The following is an 18,950-nucleotide window of genomic DNA, read 5'->3' as shown; positions in this document are numbered from 1 at the left end:
GGTCGGGGGAACCGGACAGGCGCGACCGTCCGCGCTCCCCCTCCGGAGGGTGGGCGGTCGTGTATGCAGTGGACCGTAGCCGCGGGCCTCCCGGACCGACTCCCGCACGACGACCACCGAGGGCGGAGATGAACACGCAGGTGTCCCCGAGGACGACCCCCACGGCGCCGGCCGCCTCCCCGTCGCGCCCCGCCGGCCGGGCAGGGCGACTGCAGGTGCTCCTCCCGTGGGTCCTCGTCCCCCTCGCCGTCCTGGTGGGCTACCTGGTGCTGCCCCCGGCAGCCGAACTGCGCAGCCAGTACCAGGCATCGGCGCTCGTCCTGGTGGCCGCCCCGCTGCTCGCCTGGTTGCTGACCCGCCGCATGCCGGTCGCCCACCACTGGGCGGGGGCGGTCGTGGCCGCGCTGCTGCCCGCGCTGAGCCTCGTCGCGCTCAACGGGACCGACTGGTTCTTCTCCGGCCCGCGCGGGGACCAGTCGTTCCGCATGGAGTACGTCACCCGGTTCGCCGACTCCCTGGCGCTGCAGGACTACACCTACCGGGACGTCCCGGCGTTCTACTCCCCCGGCTGGTTCTGGGTCCAGGGCCTGGTCGCTCAGCTCGCCGACGTCGAGGCGTGGCGGCTCTACAAGTGGGCGTCGATCGGCACGCTGTACGTGGCGGTCGTCGTCGCCTTCGCGCTGTGGCGGCTCACCTGCGGCACCCGGCTGGCGGCCCTGCTCGTCGCGGTGACCGTCGTCGGGCTCCCGGCCGCCGGGTCGGGGTGGCTGGGGGCGCAGACGCTGATGTTCTCCGGGGCGTACGAGCCCTACGCGTGGCTCGTCGCCCTGCCGCTGCCCGCGCTGCTGGCCTGGTTCGCGAGCGCCCGGGGGCCGTTCTCCTGGCGCCGCGGCCTGGCGCTGGGAGTGGCACTGGCGGCGGCCGCGTGGCTGTACCTCCTGTACGCGCTCGTCGCCGTCGTCGGCGTGCTCGTCCTCGCCGCGTGGCGGCGGCGCGACTCCGCCCGGCTGCCGGAGGTCGCGGTCGCCGGGCTCGCCTCCATCGTGCTGGTGTCCCCGTGGCTGGGCCGGTTCCTGGTCGAGTACGTGGCGGCCGGCCTCCCGCCCGCGGCTGCGACCACCTGGGTCGAGGACGACTCCTACGTCAACCTGGTGACCATCAGCGCCTCCCCGTGGATGTGGGCGGCGCTGCTGGGGGCCGTCGGGCTGCTGGTGCTCGACGGGGAGCGGCACCCGCGGGTCCGCGGCCTCCAGGCCCTCGGCGTCGCCGTGCTGCTGCTGGGCGTCGTGCAGCTGGTGGCCGGTCAGGCCTCGGGCGGCGTCCTGTTCCACCGGGTCCTGCTGGTGCTCGGGCTCTGCCTCCTCGCCGCGGCGACGCTGACCCTCGCGGCGGTCGGCCCGGACCTGCGCACCCGCGCCGTCGGCGCCTGGCCGAGGGTGCCGCTGCGCCGGCTGGCCTTCGCCGCGCTCACCGTGCTGCTGTTCCTCAACCTCTCGGCGCACGCCCGCGAGTGGATGAACCGTGAGGTCGATCTGAGCCGGCTGGCCCACAACCACCCGTATCCCGACGGCAGCCTCCCCGCACTGGCCTCCACCGAGGGGCGCGAGGTGGCCGATGACGAGGAGGGCGACGAGGTGCCCGTGGCCCGGCTGGCCGACGCGATCCGCGACTCGGCGCGCGCGGCGGGGCAGGAGGAGACCGGCGTCGTCCTCACCGACCGCATCTCGCTGCTGGCGACCCAGCCCTTCGACGCCTACCAGCAGTGGTGGGGGCTCTACGCCAACCCGCTGGGCGAGTACGCGGAGCGCCGGTCCTTCCTCGAGTCGCTCGAGGGGCTGCCGGCCGACGACGTCGTCGAGCGGCTGCGCGCCGACGAGCAGGCGCCGTCGGTCTTCGCCCTCGAGGTGGAGGACGGGGAGGTGACCTTCGACTCGACCGACCGCGACGCGGGCGGCGACCGCGGGAGCGCCTGGTCGGTCAGCTTCCCCGTGGAGCTGTTCCAGGGGCCCGAGTTCGAGACCACGCGCGTCGGCGACTGGCTCGTGGCGGCCCTCCGGAAGGGGTGAGGCACCCCCCGGCGCGCCCGGCCGAATCCCGTCCGGCCGGTATCGTCACGACCCGTGACCTCCACCGGACCTGAACTCGTCGTCGTCGGCTCCGGGTTCTTCGGCCTGACCGTGGCCGAGCGCGTCGCCACCCAGCTGGACAAGAGGGTGCTGGTCATCGACCGGCGGGACCACATCGGGGGCAACGCCTACTCCGCGCCCGAACCGGAGACCGGCATCGAGGTGCACGTCTACGGCGCCCACCTCTTCCACACCTCGAACGAGCGGGTGTGGAACTACGTGAACCAGTTCACCGAGTTCACGAACTACCAGCACCGCGTCTTCAGCATCTACCAGGGCCAGACGTACTCGCTGCCGATGAACCTGGCCACCATCGGCCAGTACTTCGGCAGGAGCTTCTCGCCCGCTGAGGCCCGGGCGCTGGTCGCCGAGCAGGCCGGGGAGATCGACACCGCCGAGGCCGCCAACCTCGAGGAGAAGGCGATCTCCCTCATCGGGCGCCCGCTCTACGAGGCGTTCATCCGCGGCTACACGAAGAAGCAGTGGCAGACCGATCCCACCGAGCTGCCGGCGGCGATCATCGCCCGGCTCCCCGTCCGCTACACCTTCGACAACCGCTACTTCAACGACACCTACGAGGGTCTGCCCAAGGACGGGTACACCGCCTGGCTGACCCGGATGGCCGACCACCCGAACATCGAGGTCCGGCTCTCCACCGACTGGTTCGACGTGCGCGACCAGTTGCCCCAGGACGTGCCGACCGTCTTCACCGGCCCGATCGACAGGTACTTCGACTACGAGGCCGGCGAGCTGGGCTGGCGCACCCTGGACTTCGAGACCGAGGTCCTGCCGATCGGTGACTTCCAGGGCACGTCGGTGATGAACTACGCCGACGAGGACGTGCCCTACACCCGGATCCACGAGTTCCGGCACTTCCACCCGGAGCGGGACTACCCCACGGACAAGACCGTCGTGGTGCGGGAGTACTCGCGGTCCGCCACGAGCGGCGACGAGCCGTACTACCCGATCAACACCCCCGAGGACCGCGCCAAGCTGGAGCGCTACCGGGAGCTGGCCGCCAAGGAGGCCGCGGAGAAGCGGGTTCTCTTCGGCGGCCGGCTGGGCACGTACAAGTACCTCGACATGCACATGGCGATCGGGTCGGCCCTCACCATGTTCGACAACCGCATCCGGCCCTTCTTCGACCAGGGCGGGTCGCTCGACGGCCGGCTGGAGGACTGAACACCTGATGACGACCACCACCGCGCGACCGGGCGTAGCCGGCCAGGCCGACGCCGCAGGCCCGGCCGAGACCCTCCTGCAGCGGGTCCTGCTGCCGCGCCCCGAGGACCCGGCGAAGGTGCGCACGCTCTACGTCGAGGAGGCCGCGCACCGGCTGCAGGTGGCCGACCGCTCCGGCGGCTCGCTCGGCGCGGGCTCGGAGATCTCGTTCGCGACGTACTTCAACGCGTTCCCGGCGGGCTACTGGCGGCGCTGGACCACGCTGCCCAGCGTGCTGCTGCGGCTGGAGCTGCGCGGCACCGGGCGGGTGGACGTCCACCGCTCCAAGGCCGACGGCACCGCCGTGCACGAGCGGTCGGTCCCGGTCACCGGGGACGGCCCCGTCGAGCTCGAGCTCGACCTCACGCCGTTCGTCGACGGCGGCTGGTACTGGTTCGATCTCGTCGCCGACGAGGACCTCGCCCTGGTGCGGGCCGGTTGGTACGCCACCCGCGCGCCCGAGCGCGAGGGGCGCCTGGCGGTCGGCATCTGCACCTTCAACCGCCCGGCCGACTGCGTGGCGGCGATGTCGACCATCGCGTCGGACCCGGTGGTCTCCGGGGAGCTCACCGCCGTCGTCGTCGCCGACCAGGGCAACAGGAAGGTGCGCGACGACGACGGCTTCGCCGGGACGGCGGCCGCGCTCGGCGACCGGCTGCACCTGGTCGAGCAGGGCAACCTGGGTGGCAGCGGCGGCTTCGCCCGCGCCATGCACGAGACGCTCGAGCACACCGACGCCACGCACCTGCTCTTCCTCGACGACGACGTCCAGCTCGAGGCCGACAGCCTGCACCGCGCCCTCACGTTCAGCCGGTACACGACCGCCCCGATGCTCGTCGGTGGCCAGATGCTGCACCTGCAGAACCGGTCCGTGCTGCACACGATGGGTGAGGTCGTCGACCGGCACGCCTTCCTGTACCGCCCCGCCGCCCACGCGCAGATGCAGCACGACTTCTCCGAGGACTCGCTGCGCGAGACCCCCGAGCTGCACCGGCGCGTCGACGTGGACTACAACGCCTGGTGGATGTGCCTGATCCCGCGCGAGGTGCCGGAGAAGATCGGGCTGCCCCTCCCCCTGTTCATCAAGTGGGACGACGCCGAGTACGGGCTGCGGGCCAAGGCCGCCGGCTACCGGACGGTGACCCTGCCCGGCGCGGCGATCTGGCACCTGGCCTGGACCGACAAGGACGACGTCAGCGACTGGCAGGCCTACTTCTTCGCCCGCAACCGGCTGATCGCGGCGGCGCTGCACAGCCCGCACACCGATGGCGGCGGCATCCCGGCCAGCGCGGTCAAGGCCGACCTCAAGCACCTGCTGAAGCTCGAGTACTCGGCGGTCGCGCTGCACATCAAGGCCTACGAGGACTTCCTCGCCGGACCCTCGACGGTGTTCGCGTCGCTGCCCACGGCCCTGGCCGACGTCCGCGCGCTCCAGCAGCAGTACCCCGACAGCCGGGTGGTGACCGCCGACGTCCCGGAGCCGGAGATGGACGCGGTCGTCGTCGAGGGCATGTCGGAGCCCCCGGTGGGCAAGGTCGCCATCGCGAAGGCGCTGCTGCGCGCGGCCCGGCAGGCGGTCCGGCCGGCCCGGCCGGCGGACGACCGACCCCAGCTGCAGGTGCCGGCCCAGGACGCCCAGTGGTTCGTGCTCTCCCGGCTCGACAGCGTCACCGTGGGGACGGCCGACGGCCGCGGCGTCACCTTCCGGCACCGCGACCCGGCCACCGCCAAGCGGCTCGGGAAGCGCTCGCTGGAGCTGAACCGGGAGATCCGCCGCCGCTTCCCCGAGCTGTCGCAGCAGTACCGCGACTCCTGGGACGACCTGACCTCGCAGGAGGCCTGGCGGGCGGCGTTCGGGGCGGCCGAGCGCTGAGCGGCGCCCGCCCTCAGGGGCGGGTGAACCGCTCCCGGCGTCCCGCGCGAACAAGCCCCAGCCAGGACCGCAGTCCCGCGACGTCCCGGCGGGCGAGGAAGAACCACGAGAACCGCACCAGCTCGAGCGGGAACAGCCACCGCATGCCCGGCTGCGCCATCAGGTAGCCGCGGTTGCGGTAGGTGAAGAAGCGCTTGGTCTCGTCGGCCGGGTACTGCGCCGACAGCCGCCCGGCCAGGATGGGCCGGAACTCCTCGGTGCCCTCGGGGTGCAGGTAGGCCGCCTGCAGGCAGGTGCCGAAGCGCAGGCCCGACCGGACCAGGCGGCGGTGCAGCTCGGTCTCGTCCCCGCGCAGGAAGAGCCGGTAGTCCGGCACCCCCACGGCGTCGAGGGTCGCGGCCCGGAACAGGGCGCCGTTGAACAGCGAGGCGTAGCCGGGCAGCAGGTCCAGGCCGGCGAAGTCGGCCCGCGCCCGGCGCCAGCGCAGCCCCCGGCGCAGCGGGAATGCCAGCTGCCCGGGGTCGGCCTTGTCGACGACGGCCGGGGAGACCTCGGCGAGGTCGTGGGTGCGGGCGCACTCCAGCAGCGTGGCCAGCACGCTCGCGTCCGCCGGGCGCCCGTCGTCGTCGGCACACCACACCCAGTCCGCGCCCTGGGCGAGGGCGGTGAGCATGCCGAGCGCGAAGCCCCCGGCGCCGCCGAGGTTCCGGTGGGAGGGCAGGTAGGTCGTGGGGACGTCGGCCGCCGCGACCACCGCGGCGGTCTCCTCGTCGGCCCCGTTGTCCACGACCACCACCGCGTCGACCGGCCGGCTCTGCCCGGCGAGGGCGGCCAGGCTCTCGGCCAGCAGCGCCGGGCGCCGGTGGGTGACGACGACGGCGACGACCCGGTCAGGCCGCTCCGCCCCGGCGGCGGGCACGGGTGCCGGGAGGGTCACGCGCGGCTCGCCGCGTCGTCGAGCCAGGGGTCGCGGCCCTTGTAGGCGGTGAGGACCTCGCGCAGGTCGCCCCGCAGCTTGACCCGGCCGTGCTCCATCCAGATGGCCGAGGTGCACAGCCGGCGGAGGAACTCGTCGGAGTGCGACGCGAAGACCAGCAGGCCGGCCCGCTTGACCAGCTCCTCCAGCCGGTCGCGCGCCTTCTCCAGGAAGGCGGCGTCGACGGCGCCGATGCCCTCGTCGAAGAGCAGGATCTCCGGATCGATGCTGGTCACGACACCGAGCGCCAGCCGGACCCGCATGCCCGTCGAGTACGTGCGCAGCGGCATCGCCAGGAAGTCGCCCAGCTCGGTGAAGTCCGCGATCTCGTCGACGCGGGACTCCATCTGCTTCCGGGTCATGCCCAGGAAGAGGCCGCGGATCATGATGTTCTCGTAGCCGGAGATCTCCGGGTCCATCCCGACACCCAGGTCGAAGACCGGGGCGACCCGGCCCTCGATGTGCGCCGACCCGCTGGTCGGCGCGTAGATGCCCGAGAGCAGCCGCAGCAGCGTCGACTTGCCCGCCCCGTTGTGCCCGACCAGGGCGACGCGGTCGCCTTCCTCGATCGTGATGTCGATGTCGTGCAGCGCCTGGATGACGGGCACCTTGCGGTCGTCTGAGCTGATGTTGCCGCCGACCATGCCCAGGACGGCCTTCTTCAGCGACCGGGTCTTGGCGTCGAAGATCGGGAAGTCGACACTCGCCTGCCGGGTCTCGATGCGGACCACGTGTTGGGTTCCTCTCTGCGGGCGGCTCAGACCCAGTAGGGGACGCGCGTGCGGTAGCGGCGCATCGCCCACAGGGTCACCGCCCAGCCGACGAGCGTGATGACCACGACGACGGCCCAGTGGTGCCAGACCGTCTCCTGGCCGAGCATCGGCCGCCGGATGATCTCGATGTAGTGCAGGACGGGGTTGATCTCGGCGAGGCGGGCACGCTCGGCGATGGTCGGGTTGTCGCTGTTGAGGAAGTCCTCGTAGATCCACACGATCGGCGTGAGGAAGAACGTCAGCTGCACGACGCTGCCGACGATCGGGTTGAGGTCGCGGAACCGGCTGCTCGCCATGCCGAAGAGCAGGGCGATCCAGGCGCCGTTGACCGCGAGCAAGGCGAAGGCGGGGAACGCCAGCAGGCTCGACCAGTCCAGCGGCTGCGGGAAGATCATCAGCATGACCGCGTAGACGATCAGGTTGTGCGCGAACAGCAGCGTCTGGCGCCACACCAGCCGGTACACGTGCACCGAGATCGGCGCCGGCAGGTGCTTGATCAGCCCCTCGTTCTTGATGAAGACGTCGGCGCCCTCGAGGATGCAGCCGGAGATGAAGGCCCAGACGATGAAGCCCACGAGGATGTAGGGCAGCTGCTGCTCGAGCGGGTTGCCGAACAGCCCGGCGTAGAGGATGCCCAGCGCGACGGCGGTGACCGCCATGCTGATCGTGATCCAGATCGGGCCGAGCACCGAGCGCCGGTACCGCTGGCGGATGTCCTGCCAGCCCAGGTGCGCCCACAACTCGCGGGAGCGCCAGCCGGCGACGAGGTCCTTCCTGGCACCCGCCCAGGCAGCGTTCGACGACGCGGTGACAGCCACGTTGGTCGAGGCTACCGGCCGGGACGCGGGCTCCGGCGCACTCGGTGATACCAGGGGCAGCCGGGGCTGGCGGGTCCGCAGGGACGCGCCGGCCGGCCGGCGGAGGCGCCAGGGGCGCACATCGCCCGCGGCTACCCTCGCCGCATGTCCTCGGCCCGGCCGGCGCAGGGGCGGGCAGCGCACCTCCGTCTGCCCCTGATCCTGCTCGCGGCGCTCTCCCTGCTGTCCTCCGTCGCGTTCGTGCTCGCGCCGGTGGAGCGTCCGGAGGCCGTCTACGGCTGGCCGTCGGCCCCGGGGGACGCCACAGCGGTCGCGATCCCCCTGATGCTGGAGCGGCCCGTCGAGGTGCGCGCCGAGTGGGACTGCGCCGCGGCCCGGGCGGCCGACGACGGCACCGCCCTGCTGTCCACCACCCCCCTGGACCGGCCGCCCGGCGGCGCCGGGCTCGCCGGCGGGCTGCGGGTCGCGGTCGACGGAGGCGACCTGGTCGTGCGCTCCGGGGGCACCGACCTTCCCGCGCAGGCGATCCCGGGGTCCGGCGACTGCTCCTGGGAGCTCACCTCCTCGGCGGAGGCGACGACGCTGCGCCTGGACGGCGAGGTCGTGGCCGACGACACGGGCGACCTGCGTCCGGCGGTCGCGGGGGTGTTCAGCGACGTCGCGGACCCCGCTGGGCTCTCGGTCGCGGTCACCGCCGACACGGTCTTCCAGACCTCCCCCACCCCGCTGAAGTACGCGCTGGCCGTGCTGGCCGTGCTCGCGCTGGCAGGCGCCGTCGTCCTCGTCGTCCGGCGGGAGCGGCGGACCGTCCCCGCCGGGACGGACCCACCGGCTCCTTCCGCGGTCCGCCCGGGGGCCGGCGTCGTGCGGCCGGGGGTCGACGCCGTCGTCGCCCTGGGGCTGGCGGTGTGGACGTTCATCGGGCCGATGACCGTGGACGACGGCTACATCACCGGAATCGTCCGCAGCCGGGACGAGAACGGCTTCGTCGGCAACGTCTACCGCTGGTTCAACGCCCCCGAGGCGCCGTTCGGCTGGCACTACGAGCTCCTGGACCTGTGGTCCGGGATCAGCGAGAGCACCCTCTGGATGCGGGTGCCCTCGTCACTGCTCGGGATCGCGACCTGGCTGCTCATCGCCCGGGGCCTGCTGCCGCGGCTGGGGCGCTTCGCGGCGAGCCGGTCGACCTACGCCATCGCCGCGGCCACCTTCGCGCTGTGGTGGCTGCCCACCAACCTGGGGCTGCGGCCCGAGCCGTGGGTCGCCGCCGGGTTCGCCGCGGTCATGGTCCTGGTCGAGGGCGGGCTGCGGCGCGGCCGGTCGGCAGCGCTGCTGCTCGGGCTGGTGGTCGCCGGGGCGACGCTCGCGGTCACCCCCACCGGCGCCGTCGCCTTCCTGCCCTTCCTGGCCGCGGCGGTGCCGATCCTGCGGCTCGCCCGCAGCTCGCCCCTCGGGCTGCCGGCCCTGACCGTCGCCGCCGCGGCGTCGGCCGCGACGGCCCTCCTGCTGGTGTTCGGCGACCAGAACCTGGCCGCCCTCGGCGAGGCCAACCGGATCCGCAGCGCCCTGCCGGGTGCGCTGCCCTGGTCGGACGAGCCCGAGCGCTGGTACCTGCTGCTGTCCAACGGGGACCTGCAAGGGTCCCTCGGCCGGCGGGTGCCGGTGCTGCTGGCCGTGCTCGCGGTCCTCGGCATCGTGTGGCAGCGGGTCTCGGCACGCTGGCCGCACACCGCGGACTCCTCCGTCGCGGGGCGGCTGGCCGCCACGTTCGGTCTGTCCCTGGTCGTGCTCATGGCGACGCCGACGAAGTGGACGATGCACTTCAGCGCGCTGGTCCCGGTCGGCACCGCGCTGATCGTGGTGGCGGTGCACCTCTTCGGCCCGAGGCTGCGCGCCGCCTCGGCCGGCGGGCGGATCCCCACGGCCGCCCTCACCCGGACCGCGGTGCCCCTCGCGCTCGTGCTTCTCGTCGGCGCCCAGTCGTGGGCCGGGCTGAACCGGTACGCCTACCTGTCCGACCTCGGCGTGCCGTGGAACGACGTCCCGCCCGAGGTGCTCGGCCTCAGCATCTCCTCGATGTTGCTGATCCTGGCCGTGCTGGTCAGCGCGGGGGCGGCCGCGACCGTGATCTGGGCGCGGGCCCGGGACGTCGAGGACGTGCGCGTGCCGCTGGCCCGGTACCTGCCGTCCCCCGGCCTGGTGGCGGTGGGCCTCGTCGTGCTCACCGTCGCGCTGCAGCTGGGGAGCTTCGTCCAGTCGACCCGCGCGCGGCAGGACACGTACACGCTGGCGTCCGACGCGGCCGCCACCCTCGGCGGTGAACCGTGCGGGCTGGCCGAGGAGCTGCGGGTCGAACCCGACCCGGCCGCGGGGCTACTCACCCCGGCGACCGTCCGCGGCAGCGCCGGCGAACCGGTGCTCGACGGGTTCGCCGCGGTGCCCGACGGCCGGGCCCCGGCCGGGCCGGACCTCACGATGGCCGGCGTCGCGCTGCCGGGCTGGGCCGCCACCGGGGACACCGACGAGCCGGCCCGGCTGGTCACCGGGTGGTTCGAGGTCCCGGACGCGCTCCGGGAGGAGCGCCTTCCGCTGGTCGTGACCACCAGCGGCCACCGCCGGGCGGGGACGAGCGTCGTGGCCGAGTACGGCCGCGCCCAGGACGGCGACGTGGAGATCCTGCGGAGCGTCCGGGTGCCCGACATCGGTGGCGCCCCCGCGGCCCGGGACGGTCGGCTGGACCCCGGCGCGGTGCCACCGGAGGCCGAGCTGGTCCGCCTGGTCGCCGAGGACGGCGGCGTCGAGGGCGACCTCCCGCTGGCGGTGTCGGTCCCGAGGGTGCCGGTGACGGTTCCGTTCCGGGACGTCGTCGACCCCGGTTCCCCCGCGCTGGTCGACTGGCCGGTCGCCTTCGTGTTCCCCTGCCAGTCGATGGCCGTGCAGCAGAACGGCCTCACCGACGTGCCCGACTGGCGGATCTCCCCCGCCGCCCCCGACGAGGCCGGCGACATCGTCGTCCAGGAGGACCTCGGCGGCCCCTACGCGCCTGCCCGCTCGCTCGTGGACCAGGAGCACGTGCCGGTCTACCTGACCGGACAGCCCCTGGAGCGGCCCGTCTCCCTCTACGCGTGGGAGCCCCGGATCGAGCTGGCGGAGCCGGTGCGCCGCATCACGACCGGGACGGTCGCCGGCTGGGCGGGCTGACCGCCGGCGCCGGTGGACCCCGCCGGGTTCAGGTCCGGCGGACGGCGACGAGGTACTCCCCGACGACCACCGAGTCGAACTCCGGTCCGTCGAAGAGCTCGGCGGGGAACACGACGTCGTAGAACTCGACGTTGGGGGCGGCCGGGAAGGTGTCCCGGCTCAGCCGCAGGTGCAGGCCGTCGTCCTCGATGCGGAACACGAAGGCGGTGGGCGGCGCCCACGGGGCGTCGTCCAGCCGGGAGAGCAGCTCCGCCGTGCTGCCGCTGCGGGCCAGCTCCGCCACGAACTCCGCCCGCTCCTCGTAGTCGGCCAGCGGATTGGCGTAGTGCCGGGTGATCTGCTGGAAACCGCGGTAGGGGTGGAAGGACAGCATCGAGTAGTTCGTGGTCAGCACCACCGTGTCGCGCGGCCGCTCACCCGTCCGCCGGTCGATGGCGGCGGCGAGCTCGTCGCTCCAACCTTCCTCGCGTCCCCGGTCGACCTCGCCCCGGGCGTTCGCGCCGCTCGGGTAGGGCGTCGTCCACGCCGCCTCCACCCCCTCGTCGAGGTCCCCGATGCGGTCCGTGAGCACCTGGGTGGCGGCCAGCGCGGTGAGCAGCCCGCCGGCGACGGCCACCCGGCGGGCCGGCCAGCCCCGGCGAGCCGCCTGCGCCGCGGCCGGCGGAGCCAGCTCGGCCAGGACCAGGACCCCGGCGGTGGCCAGGCCGAGCACCAGGATGCTCTCCATGCGGAAGGCCAGCAGCGTCGTCCCCCCGGCGAGCGCGAGCGTGCTGGCGGCGTACCAGGCGTACGCGCACGCCACCGTGACCCCCAGCGCGGCGAGGACGCCGGGGCGCCGCCCCCATGAGGCGCAGATCCGGGCCACCAGCCCGAGCACGCCCAGCGTGAGCAGCAGCCGCCACGGATCGGCGCCCAGGACGTCGGGCAGCCGCGCGGAGTCCGCGGGCAGGAAGCGGGCGGCGGCGTTGGGCCCGACGCCGGAGCGGAGGGCCTCCAGCAGGAACGGCGCCCAGGCGGGCAGCGCCACCACCAGACCGACCGCCGCGACGATGCCGCCGTCCCGCAGCGCTCGGCGGAGCACGGCCGACCGGTCCGCCCGGGCCGACACGACGGCGAGAGCCGCGAGGACGACGACCAGCAGCGCGGCGAAGAAGCCGTACAGCGTGTACGAGCTGCCGGCGGCCCCGACGAACACGCCGACCGCCAGCAGCCGGCCGGTCGCCGCCCGGGGCGCGGCCACGACCTGCGCGAAGGCCACGGCGGCGGGCGGGAGCAGCGCGGCGGCCGGCCACGAGTAGGGCTCGGTCGCCGACAGCGCCACCCCGGCCACCAGCGTGACCGCTGCGATCGCCACCGCGGTCCGCCCGCCGATCAGCCGGGACCAGACACACCACACCACGACCGGCATCAGCGCCACCGTGGCGACGGCGATCGGCTTGTAGGCGACCCACGGATCGACACCGGCTGCCGCGGCGATCCGTCCGCCCAGCCAGAACCAGCCGGCCGGGTAGAAGGGCGGGAGGTCGGCGTAGTTCATGTCGCTGAGCGCCGGACTGTCGGTCAGCCGCGTGAGGTACTGCACGCGGAACTGCTGGTCGCTCACCAGCCCGCCGAAGTAGTACGCCGTCCCGTGCAGGGGCAGGGCCAGGACGGCCGTCGCCGTCCCCGTCAGGCCGGCCGCCACGAGCACCGAGCGCACCCAGGAGGGCAGCCGCCCGACCAGCGCCCCGGCCAGGACGACGGCGCTGCCGATCACGACCGACCACGTGATGGCCGCCGCCGGGACGTTCGACGTCGCAGGCAGGTCCGTGGCCGCGATCGCCGCCTGGACCGCGCCGGTCACCGCCACCGCGACCACCGCCAGCAGCGGCATCTGCCGCCAGGGCACCACGAGCGCCTGCCCCTCGTCCCCGCCCGACACCGCGCGTGCCACCCGGCCTCCCCCACGACGCTCCGGCCCGGCCGGCCCGGCAGGCGCGCCCGATCCTGCCACTCCCGGTGTGACACCTGCGACCAACGAGGGCTTGCGTGACCAGGCGGGCGCAACCGCCCCGCCGGGGCGCCGAATCCTGTGTCGGACAACCGATCGGCACGCCCGCCCGATCTACCATCGCCCGTACCGACGAGCAGCCGCCAGCAGTGAGGAACTCCGTGAGCCGAGACCGGAACGAGCCCGACGACCGTCACGGTCGTCCGCTCCCGCCGAGCCTCGACCCGCGCGCCGGCCGGCCCCCCCGCCGGAGCGCCGATCGCGCCCCCTCGCGCGCCGAGGCCACCGGTCGGACGGGTGCCGGTACCCGTCGCGTCGCCGTCGGCGCACGCGCGGTGGCCACCGTGCTGTCACTGGTCCTGCTGGTCGCCAGCGGCTGGGGCTGGTACCTCGGTCAGGTCGCGGACGCCGCGGTCAACCGCACCGACGCCATCCCGAGCGACGGCAACGAGGGCAGGGGAGGTTCGGCGATGAACCTCCTGCTGGTCGGCAACGACAGCCGCACCACGCTGTCCAAGGAACTCCAGTCCGAGCTGCACACCGGTGGCGACCAGGGGCTCAACACCGACACGATGATCCTGGTCCACGTACCCGCCGACGGGTCCCGCGCCGCGTTCGTCTCCTTCCCCCGCGACTCCTACGTGGAGATCCCCGGCTACGGGAAGGACAAGCTCAACGCGGCCTACGCCTACGGCCGGCAGAACGCCCCCGCCGACGCCTCGGAGGAGGAGAAGTCGGGCCAGGGTGCGCAGCTGCTGGTGCAGACCATCAGCGGCCTGACCGGGCTGAAGATCGACCACTACGCCGAGATCGACCTGCTCGGCTTCTTCAACCTCACCGAGGTCGTGGGTGGCGTCGAGGTCAACCTCTGCGCGGCGGTCGACGACCGCAAGTACTCCGGCGCCGTCTTCCCGGCCGGGCCGCAGGTGATCTCGGGCGCCGACGCCGTCAAGTTCGTCCGCCAGCGCCACGGGCTCCCCCGCGTCGACCTCGACCGGATCGTCCGCCAGCAGGTGTTCATCGGCGGCGTGCTGCGCAAGATGCTCTCCGAGGACGTCATGCTGGACCTGGGCCGGCAGCGCGAGCTCGCCGAGGCCGCCTCCAAGGCGCTCACCGTCGACCGGGACCTCGAGCTGCTCGATCTCGCCCAGCAGATGCAGTCGGTCACCGCCGGCAGCATCAAGTTCCAGACCATCCCGATCGTCACCCCCGACGGGCGCGACGAGCAGGGCCGCTCGATCGTCCAGCTCGAGGACGAGGAGACCCTGCACGCCTTCTTCGCCGACCTCTCGGCGGAGCCGGCGAAGCCCACGACCACGGCCACCCCGACCAGCGAGGCTCCCCCCGCGGCGACGCCGTCGGAGGTCACCGTGGAGGTCTTCAACGGCTCGGGCACCCCCGGCCTCGCGGGCACCGCCGCCGATGCGCTCACCGAGGCCGGCTTCGTGGTCGGCAGCACCGGCAACGCCGACTCGATGGACTACACCCGGACGGAGATCCGCTTCGCCGCCGCGAGCAAGCCCCTCGCCGCGACGCTGGCGACGTCCGTCCCGGGGGTCAAGCTCACCGCGAACGAGGACGTGCCGGCCGGCACGGTCCACCTGGTGATCGGATCGGACTTCAACGGCATCGGTCAGGCCGTGACCAAGCAGCCCGCTCCCGAGAAGACCGAGGCCGTGGACGCCCGGACGGCCGCCGACGACTCCTGCATCAACTGATGCCGGGCGGTCGCCGCCCGTTCTCCGGCTGTTAACCTCGGCGGACCTTTTTCCGGCGTCGATGGTTCCGGCCCTCGTGCGCGGCGCGCACCCCACAGAGGAGACGGGCCCCTGCTGTCCCACCTGGTCCTGGACGACGACGGTCTCTCGTTCGGCGCCGCGCGCGAGGACGAGGACCGCGTCGTCGACCTGCTGCTCGGCGGCCGGCGGATCTGGTCGTTCCGCGTCTCGGCCACCGACCCCGACCCCGACCCGGCCGGGGACCAGCCGAGGCGCCGGCTGGCCTGGCCGCGGCCGCTGCAGCCCTACCTGACCGGGACCGGCACCATCGGCCTGCGGCCGATCGACGGCGGACCCGACGTGCTGACCGCCACCGCGCGGTTCGGCGACAGCGACCAGCCGCTCCGGTTCGACGACCGTCACGGCATCGGGCTGGTCATCAACAAGTTCGGGCGGATCGGCCACGCGCTGGCCGACTACGACCCCGGCATGGTGCAGCGCCTGCTGGACAACCTCGACCTGATCCGGGCCGCGCTCGCGGAGCACCGGCCCGACCTGCCCGTCTACGTCATGAGCGGCACCCTGCTCGGCCCCTACCGGGACGGCCGGATCATGCCGCACGACGACGACGCCGACCTCGGGTACCTGAGCCCGTACGACCACCCCGCGGACGTGGTCCGCGAGGCCTTCCAGCTGGGCCGGATCCTGCGCGCCGCCGGGTTCGAGGCGATCCGCGCCTCCGCCGGCCACCTGCAGGTCCACTTCAGCCACGAGGGCCGGCCCGATGCCTACGTCGACCTCTTCACCGGGTTCATCGACGAGCAGGGCTGGTGGCAGCACACCTTCGCGATCCGGCTGCAGGCCCGCCGCGACCAGGTGGTCCCGACGATCGCCATCGACGTGGAGGGCCGCCCCGAGCCCGCGCCCCGGGATCCGGAGCTCATGCTCGAGGCCAACTACGGCCCGGGCTGGAAGGTGCCCGACCCCTCCTACCGGTTCGACATCCCCCGTTCCGTGCAAGACCGGTTCTGGGGCTGGTTCTCCGACTACGGCATGGACCGGACCATGTGGGAGGACTTCTACCGCTACGACATCGAGGGCGCCCGCGTGCCGCTCGGCAGCGCACCGTCGGACTACGCCCGGTGGCTGGCCGGGCGCATCCCCGCCGGCGCCCGGGTGCTGGAGCTCGGCACCGGGCGCGGTCACGACGCGCTGTGGCTGGCCGCGCAGGGGTTCGACGTCGAGGCGCTGGACTACGTGCGCTGGCCGATGCGCGCGGCCGCCGAGGCCGCCAGGGAGCAGGGCGCCGGCGCCCGGTTCCGGGTGCTCAACCTCTACGACCTGCGCCGGGTGGTCGCGCTCGGAGCGGAGATGGGCGCCCGCCGGGAGCCGCTGGTCGTCTACGCACGGGGGCTGCTGGGCAACTACTGGGACATCGGGCGCCCCGTCCTGCTGCGCGGCCTGTCGATGCTGCTGCGCAGCGGCGGGCAGGCGCACCTGGACGTGCCCCGTTCGAGCCTGCTGCCGCAGCCGGGCACCGGCGTCCCGATGCACCGGGCGGTGCCGGTGGAGACGCTGCGCGCGGAGATGGCCCCCTACGGATTGCGCATCGACGCTCTGCACGACGCCGACGAGGTCGTCGAGGACACGCCCTGGGAGGCGGGCACCGACCCGCTCCCGACGACGAGGATGGTGGTGACATGGCAGCGACCGGTGCGGTGAAGCGGCTGGTGCGGGCGCCGGCGAAGGCGTTCCGGAAGGCTCTCTTCCCTGACTACGAGGTGGTGCTGCGCGACATCCGGCTGGCCTTCGAGTCCGTCGAGGCCGCGCACCGGGGCATCGCCGACCTGCAGGTGGAGAACGCCGCGCTGCGGTCCCGCCTGGACGAGGCCCACCTCCGGCTGGACGAGGCGCAGGGACGCCTGGACGAGGCGCTGCCCCGGCTGGCCGAGGGCCTGCTGGAGGAGCGGCGGCTGAACCTGCGCATCGCCGAGCTGACCGACCTGGTGACGGAGATCGTGCTGCCCCTGCACGACCGGGACATCGACCCGCAGCAGCTGCAGAGGCTGGCCCCCGACACGTTGTGAGGCGCCGCCGCAGCCGGTCGCGGCGGCGCCTGCGCGTCAGAAGGGCAGCCGGCGGAACACCGCGCGCGGCGTGTGCCGCAGTCCGCTCATGACCCAGCGCATCGCGCCCGGGACCCACACGGTGTGCCGGCCCTTGCGGACGCCGATGACGATCGCCTCGGCCACCGCCTCGGGCGTGGTCGACAGCGGCGCCTCCGCCATCCCCTCGGTCATCTTCGACCGCACGAACCCCGGTCGGACGACGAGCACGGAGACCCCGGTGCCCACGAGCGAGTCCGCCAGGCCCGAGTAGAACGCGTCGACGCCCGCCTTGGTGGAGCCGTAGACGTAGTTGGACCGCCGTGCGCGCTCGCCGGCCACCGAGGACAGCACGACGATCGCCCCGTGTCCCTGGCTCCGCATCCGGTTGGCGAGCACCGTGCCGACGACGACCGGGGCGACGTAGTTGACCCGGCCGAGCGCTCCGGCCGCGTCCGGGTCGGTGGCGAGCTGCTCCTGGTCGCCGAGCTGGCCGAAGGCGACCACCGCGACGTCGATGTCACCGCCGGCCGCCGCGGCCTCGACCATGCGCGCGGGCGAGTCCGCGTCGTCGGCGTCGAAATCGACGACGTCGACAGCTGCGCCGGCGGCCCGCAGCTCGTCGGCGACAGCGGCCCGGCGCGGGGTGTCCCGGGCCGCGACGACGACGCGCAGCGGCCGTTCGTCCAGGTAGCGGCGAGCCGTGGCCACGGCGATGTCGGAGGTGCCACCGACGAGCAGCAGCGAGCCCGGGGATCCGAGGGCGTCGATCACAGCGAGAGCCTCCTGGCCAGGTCGGACGTGAACACGCCGTCGGGGTCCACCCGTTTGCGCACCGCGCGGAACTCCTCGAGCCGGGGGTACATCCGCGCGAAGGTCTCCGGGCGGACCCGCGAGTCCTTCGCCAGGTAGGTCCGCCCCTCGGCGGCGACGACCACCTCGTCCAGGGAGTCGAGCAGGCCGGTCAGCCCCTTCATCACGGGGATGTCCAGCGCCAGCGTCCAGCCCGGCGACGGGTAGGACAGCATGCCGGGGTTGCCGGGGCCGAACCGCTTCAGCACGGCGAGGAAGGACGCCGTCCCGAAGGAGCTGAGCCGGTCCAGCACCTCGCGCATGGCCTCCTCGCACCCGTTGGGCACGGTGACCTGGTACTGCACGAAGCCCCGCGGGCCGTAGATGCGGTTCCACCCACCGACGGCGTCGAGCGGGTGGAAGAACGTCGGGATGCTCTGCAGCTGGTCGCGCTTGCGCTTGGGCGACTTCCGGTACCAGAGCTCGTTGAACGCCGCGACCGTGGCCAGGTTGAGCAGCCCGGGCGGGAAGACGTCGGGGACCGACACCTTGATCGAGCCGTGGTACTTCAGCGGGTCGGCCCGGCGCTTGGCGGGCAGCTCGTCGAGCGTCGCGAAGCGGCCGCGGGTGACCACCGAGCGCCCCATCCGGCTGCCCTTGGCGAGGGTGTCGATCCAGGCGACCGAGTACTCGTAGAGGTGGTCGGTCTCGCTCAGCAGCGTCATGAGCGAGTCGAGGTCCGGCGTGCGGTCGGTGTCGACCAGGCAGCGGGAGGTCTCGATCCGCTTCATCTGCACCTGCGCGCGCAGGATGACCCCGGTCAGGCCCATGCCACCGGCGGTGGCCCAGAACAGGTCGGGGTCCTCCTCGGGACTCACCCGGCGGACCTGGCCATCGGCGGTGAGCAGGTCCAGCCACCGGACGTGCTGGGAGAAGCTGCCGGCGACGTGGTGGTTCTTGCCGTGGATGTCCGCGCCGATCGCCCCGCCGACGGTGACCAGGCGGGTGCCGGGCGTGACCGGCACGAAGAAGCCCTGCGGGACGAAGCGGTTCATCAGCTCGTCCAGCGAGATGCCGGCCTCCACGTCGACCAGGCCGGTCCCCGCGTCGAAGGACAGCACCCGGGAGGCCGCGGTCATGTCGAGCACGTGGCCACCGGCGTTCTGCGCCGCGTCGCCGTAGCTGCGGGCCAGACCACGGGCCACCACGCCCCGGCCGCCGGCCGCGGCGAGCACCGCGCGCACCTCGGCGTCGTCGTGGACGGGGGTGAGCACGGCCGGCGTGGGGGCCGTGCGCCCCCAGCCGTTCAGCATCACGGGCCCCTGCAGGGTCCCGGCCCGAGCTTGCGAAGGTCGGG

The 18,950-nt window shown here is 73.6% G+C and carries 13 protein-coding genes; 7 read left to right on the top strand and 6 right to left on the bottom strand.

Annotated elements, in window-relative coordinates:
* Positions 1-128: 128 nt before the first annotated feature.
* Genes RM425_RS04385 through RM425_RS04375 form a run of 3 tightly spaced genes read left to right on the top strand, consistent with a single transcriptional unit; the run spans position 129 to position 5,220 of the window.
* Positions 129-2,066, top strand: a complete 1,938-nt coding sequence (locus tag RM425_RS04385; RefSeq protein ID WP_311343941.1) for an arabinofuranosyltransferase — start codon at positions 129-131, stop codon at positions 2,064-2,066.
* A gap of 54 nt (positions 2,067-2,120) precedes the next feature.
* A complete protein-coding gene (gene glf / locus RM425_RS04380) occupies positions 2,121-3,308 on the top strand; it encodes a UDP-galactopyranose mutase (protein ID WP_311343940.1) in 1,188 nt (395 codons plus the stop codon).
* Between the two features lie 7 nt (positions 3,309-3,315).
* On the top strand, positions 3,316-5,220 hold the full coding sequence (locus RM425_RS04375; RefSeq protein WP_311343939.1) for a glycosyltransferase: 1,905 nt from the start codon (positions 3,316-3,318) through the stop codon (positions 5,218-5,220).
* A gap of 13 nt (positions 5,221-5,233) precedes the next feature.
* Here the strand turns inward: RM425_RS04375 and glfT1 are convergent, their stop codons facing one another.
* Genes glfT1 through wzm form a run of 3 tightly spaced genes read right to left on the bottom strand, consistent with a single transcriptional unit; the run spans position 5,234 to position 7,787 of the window.
* The gene (glfT1, locus tag RM425_RS04370) at positions 5,234-6,157 is read right to left on the bottom strand and encodes a galactofuranosyltransferase GlfT1 (RefSeq protein ID WP_311343938.1); all 924 of its coding nucleotides are present in this window, start codon (positions 6,155-6,157) and stop codon (positions 5,234-5,236) included.
* Positions 6,154-6,927 carry a galactan export ABC transporter ATP-binding subunit Wzt/RfbE gene (gene wzt, locus RM425_RS04365; RefSeq protein ID WP_311343937.1) on the bottom strand — a complete coding sequence of 258 codons (774 nt, stop codon included), beginning with the start codon at positions 6,925-6,927 and terminating at the stop codon, positions 6,154-6,156. Before wzt ends, glfT1 begins: the two co-directional genes overlap by 4 nt.
* Before the next feature lie 26 nt (positions 6,928-6,953).
* On the bottom strand, positions 6,954-7,787 hold the full coding sequence (wzm, locus tag RM425_RS04360) for a galactan export ABC transporter permease subunit Wzm/RfbD (RefSeq protein WP_311343936.1): 834 nt from the start codon (positions 7,785-7,787) through the stop codon (positions 6,954-6,956).
* 144 nt (positions 7,788-7,931) lie between these two features.
* Between wzm and RM425_RS04355 the strand changes: the two genes are divergently transcribed.
* Positions 7,932-10,988 (top strand): arabinosyltransferase domain-containing protein, encoded by a 3,057-nt coding sequence (locus tag RM425_RS04355; RefSeq protein ID WP_311343935.1) that lies wholly within the window; start codon positions 7,932-7,934, stop codon positions 10,986-10,988.
* A gap of 28 nt (positions 10,989-11,016) precedes the next feature.
* On the opposite strand, the gene RM425_RS04350 is transcribed toward RM425_RS04355, so the two are convergent.
* Complete coding sequence (locus RM425_RS04350) at positions 11,017-12,921, bottom strand: arabinofuranosyltransferase (RefSeq protein ID WP_311343934.1); 1,905 nt, start codon at positions 12,919-12,921, stop codon at positions 11,017-11,019.
* 401 nt (positions 12,922-13,322) lie between these two features.
* Here RM425_RS04350 and RM425_RS04345 point away from each other — a divergent pair, with 401 nt between their 5' ends.
* The 3 genes from RM425_RS04345 (at position 13,323) to RM425_RS04335 (ending at position 16,783) form a co-directional block, all read left to right on the top strand.
* Entirely contained in the window at positions 13,323-14,696 is a 1,374-nt protein-coding gene (locus RM425_RS04345) for an LCP family protein (protein WP_311343933.1), read from the top strand.
* A gap of 360 nt (positions 14,697-15,056) precedes the next feature.
* Complete coding sequence (locus tag RM425_RS04340; RefSeq protein ID WP_311343932.1) at positions 15,057-16,418, top strand: class I SAM-dependent methyltransferase; 1,362 nt, start codon at positions 15,057-15,059, stop codon at positions 16,416-16,418.
* Complete coding sequence (locus tag RM425_RS04335) at positions 16,397-16,783, top strand: DUF6752 domain-containing protein (protein ID WP_311343931.1); 387 nt, start codon at positions 16,397-16,399, stop codon at positions 16,781-16,783. Before RM425_RS04340 ends, RM425_RS04335 begins: the two co-directional genes overlap by 22 nt.
* 36 nt (positions 16,784-16,819) lie before the next feature.
* On the opposite strand, the gene RM425_RS04330 is transcribed toward RM425_RS04335, so the two are convergent.
* On the bottom strand, positions 16,820-17,575 hold the full coding sequence (locus RM425_RS04330; RefSeq protein ID WP_311343930.1) for a decaprenylphospho-beta-D-erythro-pentofuranosid-2-ulose 2-reductase: 756 nt from the start codon (positions 17,573-17,575) through the stop codon (positions 16,820-16,822).
* Positions 17,572-18,906 (bottom strand): FAD-binding oxidoreductase, encoded by a 1,335-nt coding sequence (locus tag RM425_RS04325; protein ID WP_311344032.1) that lies wholly within the window; start codon positions 18,904-18,906, stop codon positions 17,572-17,574. The genes RM425_RS04330 and RM425_RS04325 overlap by 4 nt, the downstream gene beginning before the upstream one ends.
* Positions 18,907-18,950: the final 44 nt, after the last annotated feature.

Source organism: Blastococcus goldschmidtiae, assembly GCF_031845325.1.
GTDB classification, from domain to species: domain Bacteria; phylum Actinomycetota; class Actinomycetes; order Mycobacteriales; family Geodermatophilaceae; genus Blastococcus; species Blastococcus goldschmidtiae.
Note: the sequence above shows the minus strand (reverse complement) of the source record. Positions and strands in the feature narration are given on the sequence as shown.